Origin of the sequence: Pseudarthrobacter sp. NBSH8 (assembly GCF_014217545.1) — a bacterium.
Classification (GTDB): Bacteria; Actinomycetota; Actinomycetes; order Actinomycetales; family Micrococcaceae; genus Arthrobacter.
The window spans coordinates 2,192,973-2,211,507 of record NZ_CP043178.1 but is presented as its reverse complement, the minus strand read 5'-3'; the positions used below and the strand labels follow the sequence as shown (position 1 = coordinate 2,211,507).

Annotated in this window: 15 protein-coding genes; 9 read left to right on the top strand and 6 right to left on the bottom strand. The window is 64.2% G+C overall.

The window, feature by feature from the left end; translation table 11 throughout:
• The first annotated feature begins 17 nt into the window (after positions 1–17).
• From mihF to FYJ92_RS10145, 6 genes are all read left to right on the top strand, one after another.
• A complete protein-coding gene (gene mihF / locus FYJ92_RS10170) occupies positions 18–335 on the top strand; it encodes an integration host factor, actinobacterial type (protein WP_185260636.1) in 318 nt (105 codons plus the stop codon).
• A 46-nt stretch (positions 336–381) separates the two neighbouring features.
• A complete protein-coding gene (gene gmk / locus FYJ92_RS10165; RefSeq protein WP_185260635.1) occupies positions 382–954 on the top strand; it encodes a guanylate kinase in 573 nt (190 codons plus the stop codon).
• A 39-nt stretch (positions 955–993) separates the two neighbouring features.
• Complete coding sequence (gene rpoZ / locus FYJ92_RS10160) at positions 994–1,254, top strand: DNA-directed RNA polymerase subunit omega (RefSeq protein ID WP_185260634.1); 261 nt, start codon at positions 994–996, stop codon at positions 1,252–1,254.
• A gap of 28 nt (positions 1,255–1,282) precedes the next feature.
• The gene (gene coaBC, locus FYJ92_RS10155; protein ID WP_185260633.1) at positions 1,283–2,533 is read left to right on the top strand and encodes a bifunctional phosphopantothenoylcysteine decarboxylase/phosphopantothenate--cysteine ligase CoaBC; all 1,251 of its coding nucleotides are present in this window, start codon (positions 1,283–1,285) and stop codon (positions 2,531–2,533) included.
• 78 nt (positions 2,534–2,611) lie between these two features.
• The gene (gene metK, locus FYJ92_RS10150) at positions 2,612–3,847 is read left to right on the top strand and encodes a methionine adenosyltransferase (protein WP_185260632.1); all 1,236 of its coding nucleotides are present in this window, start codon (positions 2,612–2,614) and stop codon (positions 3,845–3,847) included.
• A gap of 11 nt (positions 3,848–3,858) precedes the next feature.
• Complete coding sequence (locus tag FYJ92_RS10145) at positions 3,859–6,009, top strand: primosomal protein N' (RefSeq protein ID WP_185260631.1); 2,151 nt, start codon at positions 3,859–3,861, stop codon at positions 6,007–6,009.
• A 41-nt stretch (positions 6,010–6,050) separates the two neighbouring features.
• On the opposite strand, the gene FYJ92_RS10140 is transcribed toward FYJ92_RS10145, so the two are convergent.
• The 4 genes from FYJ92_RS10140 to FYJ92_RS10125 are packed head-to-tail and all read right to left on the bottom strand — an operon-like array spanning position 6,051 to position 9,919.
• Positions 6,051–7,127 (bottom strand): glycosyltransferase family 1 protein, encoded by a 1,077-nt coding sequence (locus FYJ92_RS10140; protein ID WP_185260630.1) that lies wholly within the window; start codon positions 7,125–7,127, stop codon positions 6,051–6,053.
• On the bottom strand, positions 7,124–8,053 hold the full coding sequence (locus FYJ92_RS10135) for an alpha/beta fold hydrolase (RefSeq protein WP_185260629.1): 930 nt from the start codon (positions 8,051–8,053) through the stop codon (positions 7,124–7,126). Before FYJ92_RS10135 ends, FYJ92_RS10140 begins: the two co-directional genes overlap by 4 nt.
• A gap of 11 nt (positions 8,054–8,064) precedes the next feature.
• Positions 8,065–8,934: an aldo/keto reductase gene (locus FYJ92_RS10130; protein WP_185260628.1), complete on the bottom strand. Its 870-nt coding sequence runs from the start codon at positions 8,932–8,934 to the stop codon at positions 8,065–8,067.
• 10 nt (positions 8,935–8,944) lie between these two features.
• Entirely contained in the window at positions 8,945–9,919 is a 975-nt protein-coding gene (locus FYJ92_RS10125; RefSeq protein ID WP_185260627.1) for a sugar-binding transcriptional regulator, read from the bottom strand.
• A 124-nt stretch (positions 9,920–10,043) separates the two neighbouring features.
• Here FYJ92_RS10125 and FYJ92_RS10120 point away from each other — a divergent pair, with 124 nt between their 5' ends.
• From FYJ92_RS10120 to glpK, 3 genes are all read left to right on the top strand, one after another.
• A complete protein-coding gene (locus FYJ92_RS10120) occupies positions 10,044–11,855 on the top strand; it encodes a glycerol-3-phosphate dehydrogenase/oxidase (RefSeq protein ID WP_185260626.1) in 1,812 nt (603 codons plus the stop codon).
• A 159-nt stretch (positions 11,856–12,014) separates the two neighbouring features.
• Complete coding sequence (locus FYJ92_RS10115; protein WP_185260625.1) at positions 12,015–12,764, top strand: MIP/aquaporin family protein; 750 nt, start codon at positions 12,015–12,017, stop codon at positions 12,762–12,764.
• A 57-nt stretch (positions 12,765–12,821) separates the two neighbouring features.
• Positions 12,822–14,336: a glycerol kinase GlpK gene (gene glpK / locus FYJ92_RS10110; RefSeq protein ID WP_185260624.1), complete on the top strand. Its 1,515-nt coding sequence runs from the start codon at positions 12,822–12,824 to the stop codon at positions 14,334–14,336.
• A gap of 116 nt (positions 14,337–14,452) precedes the next feature.
• Here glpK and FYJ92_RS10105 read toward each other — a convergent pair whose 3' ends face one another.
• Both FYJ92_RS10105 and FYJ92_RS10100 read right to left on the bottom strand, forming a co-directional pair.
• On the bottom strand, positions 14,453–15,355 hold the full coding sequence (locus FYJ92_RS10105) for a hypothetical protein (protein WP_185260623.1): 903 nt from the start codon (positions 15,353–15,355) through the stop codon (positions 14,453–14,455).
• Between the two features lie 35 nt (positions 15,356–15,390).
• Positions 15,391–18,534, bottom strand: coding sequence for an efflux RND transporter permease subunit (locus FYJ92_RS10100; RefSeq protein ID WP_185260622.1), 3,144 nt, complete (start codon positions 18,532–18,534; stop codon positions 15,391–15,393).
• Between the last annotated feature and the right edge of the window lies 1 nt (position 18,535).

The following is an 18,535-nucleotide window of genomic DNA, read 5'->3' as shown; positions in this document are numbered from 1 at the left end:
ATCCGGGGGTGTCCTCCATGAGCCTGCGACCCTTATCCGCTTCGGAACGCGCGGCCGCCCTGAACAAGGCGGCCGCCGCCCGGGCCGCCCGGGCGGCCGCGAAAGATCGCCTCAAGAACGGCAAGTCATCGGCCGCGGACCTCCTTGACGCCTCCGCGGCGGACGACGCCTTGGCCCGGATGCGGGTGGTGGAGCTGCTGGAGGCCCTGCCGGGCATTGGAAAAGTCAGGGCTGCCGCCATTATGGAGCAGCTGGGCATCGCGGCGTCCCGCCGGCTCCGCGGCCTGGGCATTCACCAGCGCCAGGCGCTGGTAGATTTTATAGACGAGAAATAGGGCGTTCGTAGAGGCGCCCGCACCCAAACTCCGCCCAAAGGAATACGTGAGCAAGAAACCGGGACTGACAGTCCTCGCTGGTCCGACGGCTGTTGGCAAAGGCACCGTGTCCACCTACATCCGGGATAACTACCCCGAAGTCTGGCTTTCCGTATCTGCCACTACCCGCGCTCCGCGGCCCGGTGAGCAGGATGGCGTCCATTACTTCTTCAAGTCCAAGGAAGAGTTTGAGTCGCTCATTGCGGCCGACGAGTTCCTGGAGTGGGCAGTAGTCCACGGCCAAAACACCTACGGCACGCTCCGGAGTTCCGTGGACCAGGCCATCGCCGCCGGCAGGTCGGTCCTCCTGGAGATCGATCTCCAGGGTGCACGACAGATCAAAGAGGCCGTTCCGGACGCCCAGTTTGTGTTCCTGGCACCGCCCACCTGGGAAGAAATGGTCCGCCGGCTGGTGGGTCGCGGCACGGAAACAGCGCAGGAACAGCAGCGCCGTCTGGAAACCGCTAAACTGGAACTTGCCGCTGAGCCGGAGTTTGACCACACCGTCATCAATGATGACGTTCGACGCGCAGCGGACGAGCTTGTTTCACTCATGGGGCTGACCCCGCACCCGCACTAGACGCAGGGTCGGATCGGCCCGTTAGAATTTGGAGAATTCGTGTCCACGAACCTTGAAGGCATCATCAACCCTCCGATCGACGAGCTGCTGAAGGCAGCTGATTCCAAGTACGGCCTGGTGATCTTCGGTGCCAAGCGTGCACGTCAGATCAACGCTTACTACGCCCAGCTGCACGAGGGCCTGTTCGAGTACGTCGGCCCGCTGGTCGACACCAAGCTGAACGAGAAGTCGCTGTCGATCGCCCTGCGCGAAATCAACGAAGGCAAGCTCGTTTCTACGCCGATCGTGGCCGCAGAGTAAGTTCAGACTGCCTGTTGACGGAGGTCACGTGCGCATAGTCCTCGGAGTCGGGGGAGGGATTGCGGCCTACAAGGTCGCATCGCTCCTCCGGCTTTTTACTGAAGCCGGCCATAATGTCACGGTGATTCCCACCGAAGCGGCTACCCGATTCGTGGGTGTCGCCACGTGGGAGGCCCTGTCCGGGAACCCGGTCAGCAACAGCGTCTTCGACGACGTGCACCAGGTCAACCACGTCAGGCTCGGCCATGAGGCGGACCTGATCGTGGTGGCACCGGCGACGGCGGACCTGCTGGCGCGCGCTGCCACCGGTCAGGCCAATGACCTCCTCACCAACACGTTGCTGATGGCCAGCGGCCCGGTGCTTTTCGCCCCGGCCATGCACACGGAAATGTGGCAGCACGCCGCCACCCGCGCCAACGTTGAAACGCTGCGAAGCAGGGGAGTGGCCGTCCTGGAACCGGCCAGCGGCCGGCTCACCGGCACGGACTCCGGTCCCGGCCGCCTGCCTGAGCCCGAAGCCATCTTCGACGCCGCCATGGCGCTTGCCCAGGGTCAGTCCGATTACCAGCTTCCGCTGGCCGGCCGTACCGTCACCGTCAGCGCAGGCGGAACCCGGGAACCGCTGGACCCCGTCCGTTTCCTGGGCAACCGGTCCTCCGGAAAGCAGGGTGTGGCGCTGGCTGTTGCTGCCCGCAATGCCGGGGCCACGGTGCGGCTGGTCGCCGCCCACATGGACGTACCGGCGCCGGCCGGAGTCGACATCGTCACGGTTGAGACTGCGCTGGAATTGCGGGAGGCGATGCTGGCAGCCGCGGCGGATTCCGACGTCGTGATTATGGCGGCGGCCGTTGCGGACTTCCGCCCCGCACAGATCTCCGGCACCAAAATCAAAAAACGTGATGACACCGCTGACCCCGTCATTTCCCTGGTCCGGAATCCGGACATCCTCCAGGAACTGGTCGAACTCCGTGACCATGCTCCCGAACACCAGGCCATTGGCCGCAGCCAGCTGATTGTCGGCTTCGCAGCCGAAACCGGTGACGGCCAGGGCGACGTCCTCCTTTATGCGGAAGCAAAGCTCAGGCGCAAGGGCTGCGATCTCCTGGTGGTCAATCATGTGGGAGCGGACAAAGTTTTTGGCCAGGACAGCAACTCGGTAGTCATCCTTGCCCGCTCCGGTGCCGAACCACAACTGGCCGCCGGATCCAAAACAGAGGTTTCGGTGGCCGTCATCACGCGGGTCGGCTATGAGCTGAACCATGTTTCGCCACGCGCCTGACCGAAAGCCACGCACCGTTTCCTTAGCACGGGGACACATGCCGCCGGAGGTCCGATTCCCAACCAGTAAGGTAGTTGAGTGACTTTACCGCTGCACATTCCCCACACGCACGGGGCTACGCCCACCGCCCTCCGGCTCTTCACGTCCGAGTCGGTCACTGAAGGCCACCCGGACAAGATCTGCGACCAGATCAGTGACGCCATCCTGGATGCACTGCTCGCCGCGGATCCCGAGTCCCGCGTCGCGGTGGAGACCATGGCCACCACCGGCCTGGTCCACGTTGCCGGTGAGGTCACCACCGACGCCTACGTTGAAATCCCGCAGATCGTCCGGGAGACCATCCTGGGCATCGGCTACGACTCCTCGGCCAACGGCTTTGACGGCGCCCGCTGCGGTGTGTCCGTCTCTATCGGCCAGCAGTCGAACGACATCGCCGGCGGTGTCTTCAACTCCCTCGAAGCCCGCGAGGGGCGCCAGGAGGACGACTACGACCTCCAGGGCGCCGGCGACCAGGGCCTGATGTTCGGGTACGCGAGCGACGAAACCCCGTCCTACATGCCGGTCCCGATCTGGATTGCGCACCGCCTGTCCGAACGCCTCACCGAGGTGCGCAAGTCCGGCGAGCTCTCCTACCTCCGCCCTGACGGCAAGACCCAGGTCACCATCGGCTACGACAAGGACGTGCCGGTTTCCGTGGAAACCGTCGTCATCTCCAGCCAGCACGCCGAGGGAACCAGCCTGGACCGCCTGCGCGCGGACCTCGCCTCCTTTGTGATTGAGCCGGTGTTGGCAGCAGCCAACCTGGACATTTCCGGGGCCGTCAACATCCTGAACCCGGCCGGCGAGTTTGTCATCGGCGGGCCGGTTGGTGACGCCGGCCTGACTGGACGCAAGATCATTGTGGACACCTACGGCGGCATGGCGCGCCACGGCGGCGGCGCCTTCTCGGGCAAGGACCCGTCCAAGGTAGACCGTTCCGCTGCCTACGCGATGCGCTGGGTTGCCAAGAACGTTGTGGCGGCCGGACTGGCGAAGCGCGCCGAGATCCAGATTGCCTACGCCATCGGACAAGCCCGCCCCGTGGGCACGTACGTGGAAACCTTCGGCACGGAAACAGTGGATCCGGCCCGGATCAGCGCCGCCATCGCGGAGATCTTCGACCTCCGCCCGCGTGCCATCATCGATGCCCTGGACCTCAAGCGTCCCATTTACGCCAAGACCGCCGCGCACGGACACTTCGGCCGTGACGATCCCGACTTCACCTGGGAGCGCCTGGACCGGGTGGAGGACCTGAAGGCCTTCTTCAACGCGTAGGCCAGCCTGCCATGGCCTCTGACGAGTCTGTCCCTCCCGGCGCAGTCCAGTTGTCGCTGCTGCAGGGCTTCCCGGCGAAGGCCAGGCCGTCCGGACCTCCGCTGGCCGCGCACCTTCCGGTGGCCAGGGTATTCGTGGAGACGTCGCTGCCGCATCTGGACCGGCCCTTCGACTACAGCGTGCCGGCTGAACTGGATGAGGCCGCGCAGGCCGGCGTCCGGGTCAAAGTCAGTTTCAACGGCCAGGACCTGTCCGGGTTCATCATTGAACGGACGGCAGAATCCGACGCCGGCCACACCCTGGTGCCCCTCCAGAAGGTCGTCTCCCCGGTCGTTGTCCTGACGCCGCCTGTCCGGGATCTGGTGTCCGCCGTCGCGGCCAGGTACGCGGGCACGGTCAGCGACGTCCTGCGCGTTGCGGTGCCTGCGCGCATGGCGAGGCTCGAGAAGGAGTTCCTCACCGCCCCTGCGGCAGAGCCCGCGGCACCGGGTCCGCTTGCCGACGTCGGGGCCGCTACTGGCCCTGACGTCACTTCCGGGACGGAGGCCGACTGGGTCGGGTACCGTAACGGGCCGGCATTTGTCCGCCACCTGCGGGACGGCGGATCTCCACGGGCGGTCTTCAACCCTCTCCAGGGATTCGGCCCGGCCGCATGGCCGCACCTGCTGGCAACGGCCGTGGCAGCAGTCCGTGCCTCCGGCCGCGGCGCCGTGGTGGTGGTTCCGGACTACAGGGACCTGGACCAGCTGGAAAAGGCGCTCCTGGCCGTGCTGCCCGCCGATGATATAGCGCGGCTGACGGCCGATGACGGGCCCACGCCCCGCTACAGGAGTTTCCTGCGCCTCCTGGCCGGGTCCGCACGCGTTGCCATCGGTACGCGTTCTGCAGCATTTGCCCCCGTCCGGGATCTGGGTCTTATTGCCTGCTGGGACGACGGCGATGACCTTCACATCGAACAGCGCGCCCCGTACGCCCATAGCCGCGACGTCCTCTTGCTGCGAGCGGACCAGGAAGGCGCCGCCTGCTTGATGGCGGGTCATTCCAGGAGTACGGAACTCCAGCGGCTGGTGGAGGCTGGCTGGGCCATGCCAGTCGAGGCCGATCGGGCGTTCGCACGACGGACTGTGCCCCGGGTGCTGAACACGGCGGACAGCTTCGAACAGGAGCGCGACCCCCTCGCCCTGGTTGCGCGGCTTCCCGGTGCCGCGTGGCGTGCCGCCAAGGACGGGCTGGAACGTGGGCCTGTCCTGGTGCAGGTGGCCCGCGCCGGCTACGCCCCGTCGCTCGTCTGTGAGACCTGCCGTGAAGCTGCCCGGTGCCGGGCCTGCCAGGGCCCCCTGGCCTTGGCCGGAGCCAGCGGCAGCTCTGCGATCCCGCAGTGCCGCTGGTGTTCCATGCCGGCTCCGGAGTGGCAGTGTGCCCACTGCGCGGGGCACAAGCTCCGCAAGGGCGCCACCGGAGTCCTGCGGACTGCTGAAGAGCTGGGCCGGGCATTTCCCGGAAAACCCGTTATTACGTCCTCGGGCGGCAACATCAAAGCCGGAGTTGGCGGCGCCAAGGCGCTGGTGGTGGCCACCGTCGGGGCCGAGCCCGTAGCGGAGGGCGGTTATGCTGCGGCCCTGCTCCTCGACGGGGACTCCCTGCTGCGCCGGGAGAATCTCCGCGCCGGGGAAGACACCGTGCGCCGCTGGTTCAATGCCGCAGCTTTGGTGCGTCCGGCGGCCGACGGCGGACTGGTGGTCATCACCGCGACGGAAAGCGTAGCTGTTGGCGCGTTGCTGCGGTGGGACCCGGCCGGGTACGCCCGGCGTGAGCTCGAACTCCGGATGGAACTCCAGCTACCGCCGGCAGTCAGGATTGCCTCGATCACCGGCCCCCGGGCCGCCGTCGTACATTTTTCCGGGACCGTCGAGAAGGAGCTGGCCACCGCCGGTGTGGCGTTGCGGACCGCAGGGCCGGCCCCGCTGGTGCTCACCGGTCCCGCCACCGGAGGAGCCGGGAGTGCCGCGGGAGCAGGGGAGGACGCCCGGACCCTGCTGTTCTTTGCGTACGGGCAGGCAGCCACCGTCACCCGGGTGCTGCGTGCAACAAAGGCTGCGGCCGCCGCGAAGAGGAGCACGGAACCGGTCCAGGTCAGGCTTGACGGCGTGGACGTCCTTTAGTAGACGTCCCTTAGTAAATGTCCCTCGGCGGACTCGCGGCGTCAGCGTCCGCGGCGCGACATGATGTCGTGGGCCACGTCCACCAGTTGCTGGGCGGATTCGTCCCAGCTGAATTCCCGGGCACGCGCCACCGAATGGCGGGACACCTGCTGCCAGTGGGCGTCGTCGCGCAGTTTCTGCACGGCCGCGGCAAACTCTGCCGGGGACGCGGGATCAACGTAGGCTGCCGCGTCACCGCCCACTTCCCGGAAAATCGGGATGTCGCTGGCGATGACCGGCGTGCCGAGGGCCATTGCCTCCACCAGCGGGAGACCGTATCCTTCGGCGCGGGAGAGGCTCACCAGTGCGGTGGCCCGCTTGAGCAGGACGGTGTATTCGTCGTCGGTGACCCCGTTGTGGAAGACCACCTTGGCGCCAGGCGGAACCATGATCTCCAGCTCGGCCCGGCGATCCGCGGTGATCCTGCTCAGCAGGTGCAAGGTGAAATCGGGCAGCCAGGACATTCCGGCCACCATCGTTTCAACGTTTTTGTAGGGCATAAACGAGCCCATGTACACGAGCGAATGTTCTGCACCGGCGGCGGGATCGCGCGGGTCCTGCGCGGGCTGCGGGGCGTTGCTGATGATCCGCACCGGCCTCTGGGTGAGCCGGTACTTGGCCATCAGGGCTTCAGTGGTCCGGCTGATCGTGGCCACGGTGTCCGCCCGGTTGAGGAGGACGCGCTGGGGCCAGAACGCCTTGTGGTACAGGCGCCACAGCACGCGGACGGGTGCCGGCAGGAATCCCGGGGGAGCAGGGTGCTCGTAGTAGATAAGGTCGTGCAGGGTCAGGACCAGGCCGTACTTGCGCCCCCAGCTGCCCATGGTCTGCATGGGGCACACCACAACGTCGGCCCCCAGCGGGTTGACCCTGCGGGCCACGAACAGCTCCAGCGGGGACAGCGGACTGTTGATCAGCGTGTACGGAACATCCGGAAGCAGCGCCAGTTGACGGGGGTCGCTGATGAGCATGGAAACGTCTGCAACCTTCGCGGTGGCGGCGATGAGGCTGGCCCCGTAGCGGCTGATGCCGTCGTGGTGGTCGGTCCGGGTGAATCGTGCATCGATGACAATCTTCACGCGGGGTGGTCCTTAAGGAAGCTGCGGATGAAACCTGCGGCGGGGCCGGGCGTTTCATAGTGGATCAGGTGGCCGACGCCGGGAATGACTTTGAGAACACCGTCGGGGAGGAGCCCGGCGAGGCGGTGCTGGTCGGGCAGGGTGGCAATCTCGTCCTTTTCGCCGGCGACCAGGAGCACCGGCAGGTCCAGTTTTCCGGCAATCTCGGCCACATGGCTGCTGACCGACGCAGTGAACGATTCGAGGAGGCTCTCCCGGTTCGCGAACGCACTGAAGTAAGCATGGTGCTGGCCGTGGATGAAGCGGCGCAGCTCTTTGTCAGGTGTCTTGGCCATGGCCTCGCTCATGACCCTGACAATTAGCGGACTGCGCAGCAGTGCCAGTCCCAGCGGGCGGGGGAGCCGGGCCGCCAGCCGGTAGTAGAGGACGGCCAGCCTGGTCATGATCCCCTTGGGGCCTTCCAGGGCAGGCGCGGCGATGGGATTGATCAGGATCAGCGGTGTGACGGTGCCCGGATGAGTCGCCACAAAATGGGCGGCGACGATCGAGCCGAAGGAGTGCCCCAGCATCACCGTGTCCGGACCAAGGCCGAGCGCCGCCATAAAGTCGGTGACAAAGGTGCCGTACTGTTCCACCGAGTGTTTACCGGAGGCGAACGCGGCGGAGCTGCCGAACCCTGGCAGGTCCGGCATAATGATGCGCATTTCCGGCAATTGGTCTGCCACCCGGAGGAGGCCGTGGTGATCGCCGCGGAAGCCGTGGATCACCAGGATGGTGCGGGTGGCCGGCGTGGCCTGGATGGGTTCGTAGGTCCAATACGCCACGGCGGTGCCGTCGATCACGATGTCTGCGGCACGGGTGCGGGCCGCCAGCCACGCGCTGAAGAACGACGGCACGGGGGATGGCTGTTGATCGGCGGTTTTCATGACCCTCGGTCCTAGTTGACGTTGTCGGGGTGCGACCCGGTGCGCTGCCCGCGGTCAAGCTCAGCCAAGGCTGCCATGTCGCGGTCTGAAAGTTCAAAGCCGAAGACGTCCAGGTTTTCCCGGATCCGTGCCTCGGAGCTTGCCTTCGGGATGGCGATGTTCCCCAACTGGATATGCCACCGAAGAATGATCTGGGCTGCTGTGCGGCCGTGCTCGGCCGCCAGGGCCAGGACCACGGAATCCGACAGTACCTGTCCGCGCCCCAGGGGGCTCCAGGCTTCAGTCCGGATGCCCAGGGTGTGGTGCTTCTCCCTGAGCTCCGCCTGCTGAAGCCACGGGTGCAGTTCAATCTGGTTCACAGCCGGCACCACTTCGGCACTCTCGAGCAGGCGGTCCAGGTGCGCCGGCTGGAAGTTGCAGACACCGATGGCCCGGACCTTCCCTTCGCGGTACAGCGTTTCGAGGGCGCGGTACGTGTCGCTGAACAGATCCCGCTTGGCGCAGGGCCAGTGGATCAGGTACATGTCCACGTAGTCCAAGCCGAGGTTAACCATGGAGGTATCGAAGGCACGGAGGGTCGCTTCGTACCCCTGGTCATCGTTCCACACCTTCGTGGTGACAAATACGTCCTCGCGCCGCAGGCCAGGCGAGGACTCCCCGGAGCCGCCGCTTCTGCCTTCGGAATCCATGGCGGGGCCCAGTCCGCGCGCCACGCCGGTTTCGTTGCCGTACATGGCTGCCGTGTCAAAGTGGCGGTATCCGGTGCCCAGGGCCGTGGCCACCAGGCCGGAGGCTTCCGCTGCCGGAACTTTGTAGAGCCCGAAGCCCAACTGGTCGATCAGCACACCGTTGTTAAGGCTGAGCCGGGGTGAGGTTTTCATAGCATTGACTCTACCCATTGGGCCAGGCGACACCGCCAAAGCCCACCAGACGGCGCGCGGTGGCTTCATCCACGATCAGGTCGGTGGCGAGGCCGGCGGACAGGGCGCCCCGCAGGCCATTGATCTTCGATGCCCCGGAGACCACGCAGATCCGACGCCGGACCTGGCGCAACTGGGAGAGGGACGGACCCGTGGAGCGTTCATTGAGGACGATGCCGTCGGAGGATCCGTCACGCCGGAAAAACACCGTGGCGACGTCACCCACAACGTCAGAATGGGCAAGCACCTTGAGATCGCTTTCGTCCAGGTAGCCACCCGCGTAAACGTGGCTTGGGTAGTCTGCGTGCACGGATCCAACGCCGAAGATGGCGATGCTCATCCGGGCCTGCAGGTCCAGGATGCGCTGTACGCTGCGCTCATTCCACATGGCGGTTTTGGTGGCTGCATGGTCAAAGAATGCGGGAACAGGGAACTGCTCCACGCGGGCGCCGTAGGCACTTCCGAAGCGGCGCATGATGTCGCTCGCGTACGTGATGCCGGTGGTGTGCATGTTGCCGGCGCCGTTCAGCTGGACCACCACGGTATCGTGCGTGACCTTGCGGGTGAGGTGCCTGCTGACGGCACTGAGCGTTGATCCCCACGCGACGCCGATGATCGCATTGGAATCCACCAGGGGGCCGATGGTTCGTGCTGCCTGGATGGCCACCCGGTCCAGGGTTTCCGCCTCGTTCAGAGACTCCACAACCGGAACCACGTGCACGTCAACGCTGTACTCGCGCCGGATCATGCTTTCGAGTTCGGGGCCGGTATCCATTGGATTGCGGATCTGGATCTGGACCAAACCCGTGTCCCTCGCCGCCGAGAGGAGCCTGGAAACAGTGGACCGGGACGTCCGCAGTTCCCGCGCGATCGCGTCCATGGTCAGGTCCTGGAGGTAATACATCTGTGCAGCCCTGAGCGCATCTGAGTGCCGTGAAGGCGTCATTCGGACTCCAATCTGCACGTTTGTGCATAGTGCTTGACTCCATTTTCCAATACTCCAAACAATAGTTGAAGAACGACGGTTCGTCCGGCGGATGCCCGCAGGCCAATAAACCCAGGGAGCAGTTTTGGGAATCAAAGATTCATTCAGCCACAGCGGAGCCACGCCCGCCCACAGCCCGGTGCCGCGCGCATCGGTGCAGGGTCTGCGAGATCGTCCGCACGCCAAGGTATTGATCATCGGCGGTGGCATCAACGGCGTGGGAACGTTCCGGGACCTCGCCCTGCAGGGAGTGGATGTGGCCCTGGTGGAGCGTGGCGACTACTGCCAGGGTGCCAGCGGTGCGTCCTCGCACATGATTCATGGCGGCATCCGTTACCTCGAAAACGGAGAATTCCGCCTCGTCCGGGAATCTGTAGTGGAACGCAACCGGCTCCTGCGGATCGCACCGCATTATGTGAAGCCCCTCCAGACCACCATCCCCATTTTCAGCACCTTTTCCGGCGTCCTGTCCGCACCCCTGCGGTTCCTCACGCACAAACAGCAGGGCAAGCCCAAGGAGCGCGGCGCGTTCCTGATCAAACTGGGTCTGAGCATGTATGACTCGTTTTCCCGCGACGGCGGTGCCGTGCCGCGCCACCAGTTCCGCGGACGGAAGCGGGCCCTCGCCGAGCTGCCGCAGCTGCACCCCGGCATCAAATACGCTGCAACATACTTCGACGCTTCGGTGCATAACCCCGAGCGGCTCACGCTCGATGTGCTCCAGGACGGCGAAAAAGCAGGCAAGGGCAATGGCGGACCGGAAAGCTCAACAGCCCGGGCAAGCAACTACCTCGCACTTCGTTCTCTCGGCGGGCCGGCCACACAGTCCGGCACCACGGTCCAGCTCCGCGACGAACTGACGGGCGAGTTCTTCGATTTCACCGCGGACGTCATCGTCAACACAACCGGCGCCTGGGTGGACCTGACCAACGAAGCCATGGGGGCGGCGTCGGCCTTTATGGGCGGCACAAAAGGGTCGCACATCGTACTGGACCACCCGGTCCTGCTCGAGGCCTGCAAAGGCCGGGAGATCTTCTTTGAACACACGGACGGCCGGATCGTCCTCATCTACCCCATGGGCGACCGGGTCCTGGTGGGAACTACTGACATCAACGCGGACATGACGAAGGACGCCGTGTGCACGGATGAGGAGATCGACTACTTCTTCAACCTGATCGGCCACGTCTTCCCGGACATCAGCGTGCAGCGTGACCAGATCGTCTACACGTTCTCCGGCGTCCGCCCGCTGCCACGCCACGACGCCGCCCAGCCCGGGTTTGTCTCGCGCGATTACAGCATCGAACGGCGCACCCCGGATGCCGCGGCGCCCGGCGCAGGAACCGCGGTCGTACTCAGCCTGGTGGGCGGCAAGTGGACCACATTCCGGGCGTTGGCCGAGCACATGGCAAATGATGTGCTTGCCGAGCTGGGAATGGAACGGAAGGTCTCCACGGCGAAGCTCGCCATCGGAGGCGGTGCCGGCTTCCCCGAGGATGAGGCCGGCATCCAGAAATGGATCAAGGCGCACATGGGTACCGGGCGGGATGCTGACCGCTCCGCCGTCCTGTTGACGCGTTACGGCACGCGTGCAGACGACGTGATCCGCTACCTTGATGCCGGCCCGGACAGGCTGCTCCGTTCCACCCGTGAACTCAGTGTCCGGGAGCTGGAGTTCATGGCCCGGAATGAGCAGATCGGGCATCTCATCGATGTCCTGGTCCGGCGTACGTCGCTGGCCTTCCGGGGGCTGGTGACCGGTGAACTCCTCGTCGAGGTAGCCGATGTCCTTTCCGGTCCGCTCGGCTGGGACGCGGCACGCCGTGCCGCGGAAATCACCTACGCCCAGGAGGTGCTGCAACGGTTCCACGGCGTCACGGTCGACAGCCTCGTCTCGTGACCTGACTTGCGCATCCGGGCAGGGAAGCCCGGAGGCAAGCACTGCGCGGTCCGCTCCGGCGGCCGGCGCAGCGGCTGGCTGGGGGCGTCCATAACGCACCCGGCCCAACGGCCCTTCAAACCCGCGAAGGGCTGACAACAGAAAATAGAGGAGTCAAAGATGTCTCTTGGAATAGTTTTCCTGTCCGAAGTGTTCGGCACCGCAATGCTTACCCTGCTGGGTTGTGGTGTTGTGGCCAACGTTGCGCTCAAAGGCACGAAAGGCAACAACGGCGGGTTCCTGATGGTCACTTGGGGGTGGGGCATTGCCGTTTTCGCGGGTGTCTTCGTCGCCGTGAAGTCAGGGGCGCACATCAATCCGGCCGTAACTTTTGGCCTGCTGCTCAACGGCAAAAGCGAGTACGCTCCCGGTGTTCCGGTCGACTTCGCGTCGACATTCACCTACTTCGGCGGTGAACTCGTGGGGGCATTCCTCGGCGCGGTGGTGATGTGGCTGGCCCACAAACAGCACTTCGATGCCGAGCCCGAGCCCGCCAGCAAGCTGGCCGTGTTCTCCACCGGCCCCGCCATCCGCTCGGCCCCGTGGAACCTGGTAACCGAGATCATCGGTACGTTTGTCCTCGTTTTTGTCATTCTGGCATTTGGCGGGACGCCCTCGGGCCTGGGGCCGCTGGCGGTCGCCCTTCTAGTGGTGGGCATCGGCGTCTCACTCGGCGGCCCGACGGGCTATGCAATCAATCCGGCCCGTGACCTTGGCCCCCGGATCGCCCACGCGCTGCTTCCCATCAAGGGCAAGGGTTCCAGCGACTGGAGCTATTCCTGGATCCCGGTTGTAGGACCGCTGGTGGGTGGTGGACTCGCTGGGCTTGTCGCCGCTGTCCTGCCGATCATAGTCACCGCGGCCAGCTAACCGTTCCACCCCGCAGCACACCTTCAGCCTGCCAATCAAACAGACAAGGACGTCATCATGAACCAGTACGTAATCGCCATCGACCAGGGCACCACCAGCAGCCGCGCCATCGTCTTCGACCACAGTGGCAGCATCGTCTCCAGCGGCCAGCTGGAACACGAGCAGATATTTCCGCAGGCCGGCTGGGTGGAGCACGATCCCGCTGAGATCTGGAATAACACCCGCGAAGTCATCGGCACCGCACTGTCGAAGGCAAACCTGACCCGCCACGACATCGCCGCCGTCGGCATCACCAACCAGCGTGAAACGGCGGTTGTCTGGGACAAAACCACCGGCAAGGCCGTCTACAACGCCATCGTCTGGCAGGACACGCGCACCCAGCCGATCGTGGATGAGCTGGCAAAAGACGGTGGAGTGGAGCGCTTTAAGGACAAGGTGGGGCTGCCGCTGGCCACCTACTTCTCGGGTACGAAGATCAAGTGGATCCTGGACAACGTCGAAGGAGCGCGGGAAAAGGCCGAAGCAGGCGACCTCGTGTTCGGCAACACTGACTGCTGGGTGCTCTGGAATTTGACCGGCGGCGTCGACGGCGGTGTCCACGTCACCGATGTGACCAATGCTTCGCGGACCCTGTTTATGGATCTTGAGACCCTCGCCTGGGACCAGGACATTCTGGCTGCCTTCGGCGTTCCGGCCTCCATGATGCCGGCGATCAAGTCCTCCTCCGAGGTCTACGGCACCGTGCATACGTCGCAACTCCTGCGCGAAGTGCCTGTCGCCGGCATTCTCGGTGATCAGCAGGCGGCCACGTTCGGCCAGGCGGCATTCGAAGCAGGTGAAGCCAAAAACACGTACGGCACCGGCTGCTTCCTGATCTTCAACACCGGCGAGGAGATCGTTCACTCGAAAAACGGACTGCTCACCACGGTCGGGTACAAGCTCGGAGACGCCCCCACGCACTATGCGCTGGAAGGCTCCATTGCGGTCACCGGTTCGCTGATCCAGTGGCTCCGGGACAACCTCGGCATGATCAGCAGCGCGCCGGAAGTGGAAACGCTGGCGGCGGCCGTTGAGGACAACGGCGGCGTCTACATCGTGCCGGCGTTCTCGGGGCTCTTTGCCCCGTACTGGCGTTCGGATGCCCGCGGCGCCATTGTGGGCCTGACCCGGTTCGTCAACAAGAACCACATCGCCCGGGCGGCGCTGGAGGCCACGGCGTTCCAGACCCGCGAGGTACTGGACGCAGTCAATGCTGACTCCGGCGTTCCGCTCACTGAGTTGAAGGTCGACGGCGGCATGGTGGCCAACGACGCTCTGATGCAGTTCCAGGCGGACATCCTGGGCGTGCCGGTGATCCGTCCGAAAGTGGTGGAGACTACCGCGCTGGGCGCCGCCTACGCTGCGGGCCTGGCAGTCGGATTCTGGAAGGACCTTGGCGAGTGCTCGGCCAACTGGGCCGAGGACAAGCGGTGGGAGCCGCAAATGGACCAGGCCGAGCAGGACCGGCAGTTGCGTCTCTGGAAGAAGGCCGTGACGAAGTCCATGGACTGGGTCGACGAGGACGTGCGCTAGGTAGCCCGCACGGGGCGCCGGACAACACAGAAGGGGGAGGGCGGCCGAGGAACCGCCCTCCCTGCTCTTGTCCGGGTCGGGAGCCCTCGGTCACCCACCCTCCATCAGCACAACGGTCATGGTCCGTCGAGTTGGGCCCTCGGCGTCTTGGCGTAGACGCTCCTGCTGACGGTGTAACCCCGCTCGTCCTGATCCAACGCCGCTGCGTTGATAGCCGCAAACTGCGCGGCGCCCAACTTCTGCACTTTCACGAGGTCCATGAATTCCTGGTTAGTACCGCCGACGGCAGTGACTTTCACGAGCCCCGTCCCGGCTGAGTAGAACTTCCGCTGGTGTCCTGCCTCAGGCGGTTCCAGCGGGTTGTATTCATCTATCACCAGCACATCGTTGTAGCATCCGGTCCGGACGCAAACATGCTGGTCTTTTTTGAGGACAGTTCCGCAGTCAAGGAAGTCAACCTTAGGGGCGTAGGCCTGGACATAGTCTGGTGTGCCGGTCCGGGGCTTGGCCTGCATGGCGATGCCGGCCTGCGCTTTTGCGATCCCGCTAATGAATGTGCTGGGTGCGCCAATGAATTCGCCGTTTTCGTATTCTTCCGGATATTCGCCGAACAACCACACGGCGCCTTGCCTGGTCTGCGCGAAAAACGCCAGTTCGGATTCGACCAATTTGCCGTCGGCGTAATCACGGTCCCACATCACCCGGGTCGTGATGCCGTCTATCACCTTCGTCAAACCGGTCACTGAGTGGACGACAGTGCGCTCGTAAACCCCATCCGCCGAGGTCACCGTGCCTGTTGTTGTGAACTGCATACCGGGCTTGAGCGGGAACCACTTGTTATCGATCCGCGGCGTAGCCTGGAAATCCGAACGGTCGAAATTGATCGCGGACCCTGGCCCGCAGAGTTCCGGGGACGGAGGTGCGGCATCCGCTGTCCCTGCCGACATCACTGTCAGCGATCCGACGGCCAGCAGTAATGCGGAACCGTAGGCCGAGAACCTGTGTGCTCGAACAGCCATCTGAGTTGCCTTTCATACGCGTGGGAAGGATCTGCCTAAACGGCAGGGGCGGGCTGCAACTTGTGTGACCCGTGCCGGCGACCGTGGTCGCCTTTGGCGAAACGCAGGTAAAGCGAGGGGACGATGAAGAGGTTGACCAGCGTCGAAGTGACAAGCCCGCCAAGGATCACCACCGCCATGGGATGTTCGATCTCGTGGCCCGGGATGTTGCCCATCACCACCAGCGGCACCAAGGCCAGGGCCGTGGCGAGTGTGGTCATGAGGATCGGCGATAAGCGCTCTGCAGCCCCGCGCAGCACCAGCGCGGGTCCGAAGGGCATGCCCTCGAACTGCTCCAAGTGCTGGCAGTGGTTAATGAGCAGGATGCCATTGCGTGCCGCGATCCCCATGAGTGTCAGGAAGCCAACCAGCGAACCGAGCGACAGGATTCCTCCGCTGAGGTGAGCGGCGATCACTCCGCCCACGAGTGCCACCGGCAGGGTCAGGATTGCCAGGGTGGCCAGCCTCCAGCTTTTGAAGGCGGCCTGGAGGAGCAGGTAGACCACTATGACGGCGCCGATGGAGTAAAGCAGCAGCCGTTGAGATGCGGCCTGGCGTTCGGCGTATTCGCCAAGGACAACCGCACTGTAGCCGACCGGAAACCGAAGAGATTCCATATCGGACTTCAGCGTCTCCACTACCTTCGCGAGATCGCCCTCCTTGACGTTGGCACTGACATCGATTCGCCTCGATCCCTCCGAACGCCCAATCACATTGGGTGTGGGCTTGACCGAAATCGAGGCGACATCTGCCATCCGGATCTTTTTTCCGCTCGGCGTATCAAGCGGGAGGTTTTCAATACTCGTGACACTCGTCCGGGCCTCAGGTGGGCTCCAGACCTGAACGTCATACGCCTTGCCGTCCCGGTAGATGTCGCCCACTTCTTCGCCGGCAATAAGGGTTGCAGCGGCACGCCGCACATCCCCCGGCTTCAGCCCGTAGCGGTTCGCCGCCTCCAGGTTCACCTCCACATCGATCTGTGGCACGCTGGCCTGGAGGGCAACCTTCGCGCCTATGGCTCCCTCAATGCCTCCCAGGATTGACTTGATCTTGCCGGCTTCCTGGCGCAGCGTTGCAAGGTCGTCCCCATATACGCGAACGACGACGGCATAGCCGGTTCCGGTGAGTACCTCACGGATGCGTTCCTTAAGATACGTCTGCACATCCCGTGTGATTCCGGGGTAACCGTCCACTACCTCCGCGACTGCTGCCAGGGTGTCGTCATAGTCCACCCCGGGGTCGACGCTGATCCAGTTTTCGCCGAAGTAGACGCCCACCACCTCATCGGCGTTGAACGCCTGTCCCGTGTGGGATCCGCAATTGTTCACACCCGGAATGGTAATGAGTTCCGTGCAGGCTAACTGGCTGACGCGTACTTCTTCGGCGTTGGACGTGCCAGGCTGGGTTAGCCAGTGCATTAGGAAGTCACGCTCCTTGAAAGACGGGAGCAACGATTGGCCTAGCAGCGGGGCCGCCACGATGCCGATCACGCCGACGGCGGCCAAGGTCAGGTAACCGGGAACGGGACGGCGAACGATGGGCCGGAGCGCATTCGCGTACCAGCGCTTGAGAACCCTGACCACGGGCGGATCCCGGTCATCCAGCTTTGCATTTCGCAGGAAGATGTACGCCATTGCGGGAGTGACCGTCAGCGCCACGAGCATGGATGCGATCACCGCGAGGGTGTAGGCCGTGGCCAGCGGCCGGAAGAAGGCGCCCGTGAGCCCATCCAGGAAGAAGATCGGAACCGTTGCGGCGACGATGATCAGGGTAGCGTAAACGATTGGTCCACGTACCTCAAGCGAAGCGTTGACCACTACCCTGGCAGTGCTTCCGACCCCGCCGGTCGCCCGGTGGTACCGAAGACGCCTGACGATATTTTCGACGTCGATGATGGCATCGTCCACCACCACCCCGACCGCAATCACCAATCCCGCAAGAACCATGGTATTGATCGTGCCGCCGGTCCAATACAACACGAGGGCCGCCGCCACCAGTGACAAGGGGATGGCCAGCACGCTGACCAGGGCCGTCCGCCACTGGAAGAGGAAGACACTTAACACCAGAATTACCAGCAGGCATCCCAGCAGTAGAGCTACGCTCAGGTTGTCGAGGGATTCTTCAATGAATGTCGCCGGCCGGAAGATGGCTGTGTCCACAGCGATTCCGGTCAAGCCGGGTTCAAGCTGCTTCATTGCCTCTTCGACCCCCCGCGTCACTTCGAGGGTGTTGCCCCATGGCAGTTTTTCCACAATCAGCATCAGGCCCGGACCCCCGTTAATGACGGCGTCACCGATCAGCTGCTGATGGTCCTCGACCACATTAGCCACGTCGCCCAACCGGAGAGGAGCCCGACCCTCACGATCTTCCAATGACACCTTCGCGAGGTCTTCAGGGCCGGTGATGGCCTGTACGTGCCGGATCCCGATTGTCTGGCTGGGTGTGTCCAGGGAACCTCCGGTGCCGATCATCGCACCAGAGGAATATTGGAGCAGGCCAGCGTCCAGGGCGTTCGCGGTGGAATTCATGACGGTTTCCAGGCTGACATTGTTTGCTGCCAGCTTGGCCGGATCGGCCTGGACCTGAAGCATCTGGAGGCGTTCGCCCCAGATGGCTACGTTGGCTACACCAGGAACCCGGAGCAGATGAGCCCTGATATTCCAGTAGGAAATCATTGACATCTCGATCAGGGACCGCGTATCGGAGGACAGCCCGATCTTCATGACCCGGCTGGTGGAAGACAGCGGTTGGAGCATGACCGGCGGCGCTGCCCAGGTAGGCAACGTCGGGATAACCGTCGCCATCCGCTCGGACACAAGCTGACGTGCGGTCAGCAGATCCGTGCCGTTCTCGAATTCCATCACAATCGAGGACAGCTGCGGTACCGACTTGGACCGCATGTGGTCGAGGCCGACGATGCCGTTGAAGGCCTCTTCCATGGGAACCGATACCAGTTCTTCCACCTCGGCGGCAGTGAGACCCAGGCATGCAGTCTGGACCTCGACCTTAGGCGGCGCGAACTCAGGGAACACATCCACGGAGGCACTGCTGAGCTGGGCGCCGCCCACCATCATCAGCGCCGCCGCCATCGCGATGACGATCGATCTGAACCGAAGGCTGGCAGCGACTATCCGGCGCATG

Coding starts and splice junctions, on each gene's coding strand:
- mihF (WP_185260636.1), top strand. CDS start 18: ATGAGCCTGCGACCCTTATCCGCTTCGGAACGCGCGGCCGCCCTGAAC.
- FYJ92_RS10145 (WP_185260631.1), top strand. CDS start 3,859: ATGGCCTCTGACGAGTCTGTCCCTCCCGGCGCAGTCCAGTTGTCGCTG.
- FYJ92_RS10135 (WP_185260629.1), bottom strand. CDS start 8,053: ATGAAAACCGCCGATCAACAGCCATCCCCCGTGCCGTCGTTCTTCAGC.
- FYJ92_RS10130 (WP_185260628.1), bottom strand. CDS start 8,934: ATGAAAACCTCACCCCGGCTCAGCCTTAACAACGGTGTGCTGATCGAC.
- FYJ92_RS10125 (WP_185260627.1), bottom strand. CDS start 9,919: ATGACGCCTTCACGGCACTCAGATGCGCTCAGGGCTGCACAGATGTAT.
- FYJ92_RS10115 (WP_185260625.1), top strand. CDS start 12,015: ATGTCTCTTGGAATAGTTTTCCTGTCCGAAGTGTTCGGCACCGCAATG.
- glpK (WP_185260624.1), top strand. CDS start 12,822: ATGAACCAGTACGTAATCGCCATCGACCAGGGCACCACCAGCAGCCGC.
- FYJ92_RS10105 (WP_185260623.1), bottom strand. CDS start 15,355: ATGGCTGTTCGAGCACACAGGTTCTCGGCCTACGGTTCCGCATTACTG.
- FYJ92_RS10100 (WP_185260622.1), bottom strand. CDS start 18,534: ATGCGCCGGATAGTCGCTGCCAGCCTTCGGTTCAGATCGATCGTCATC.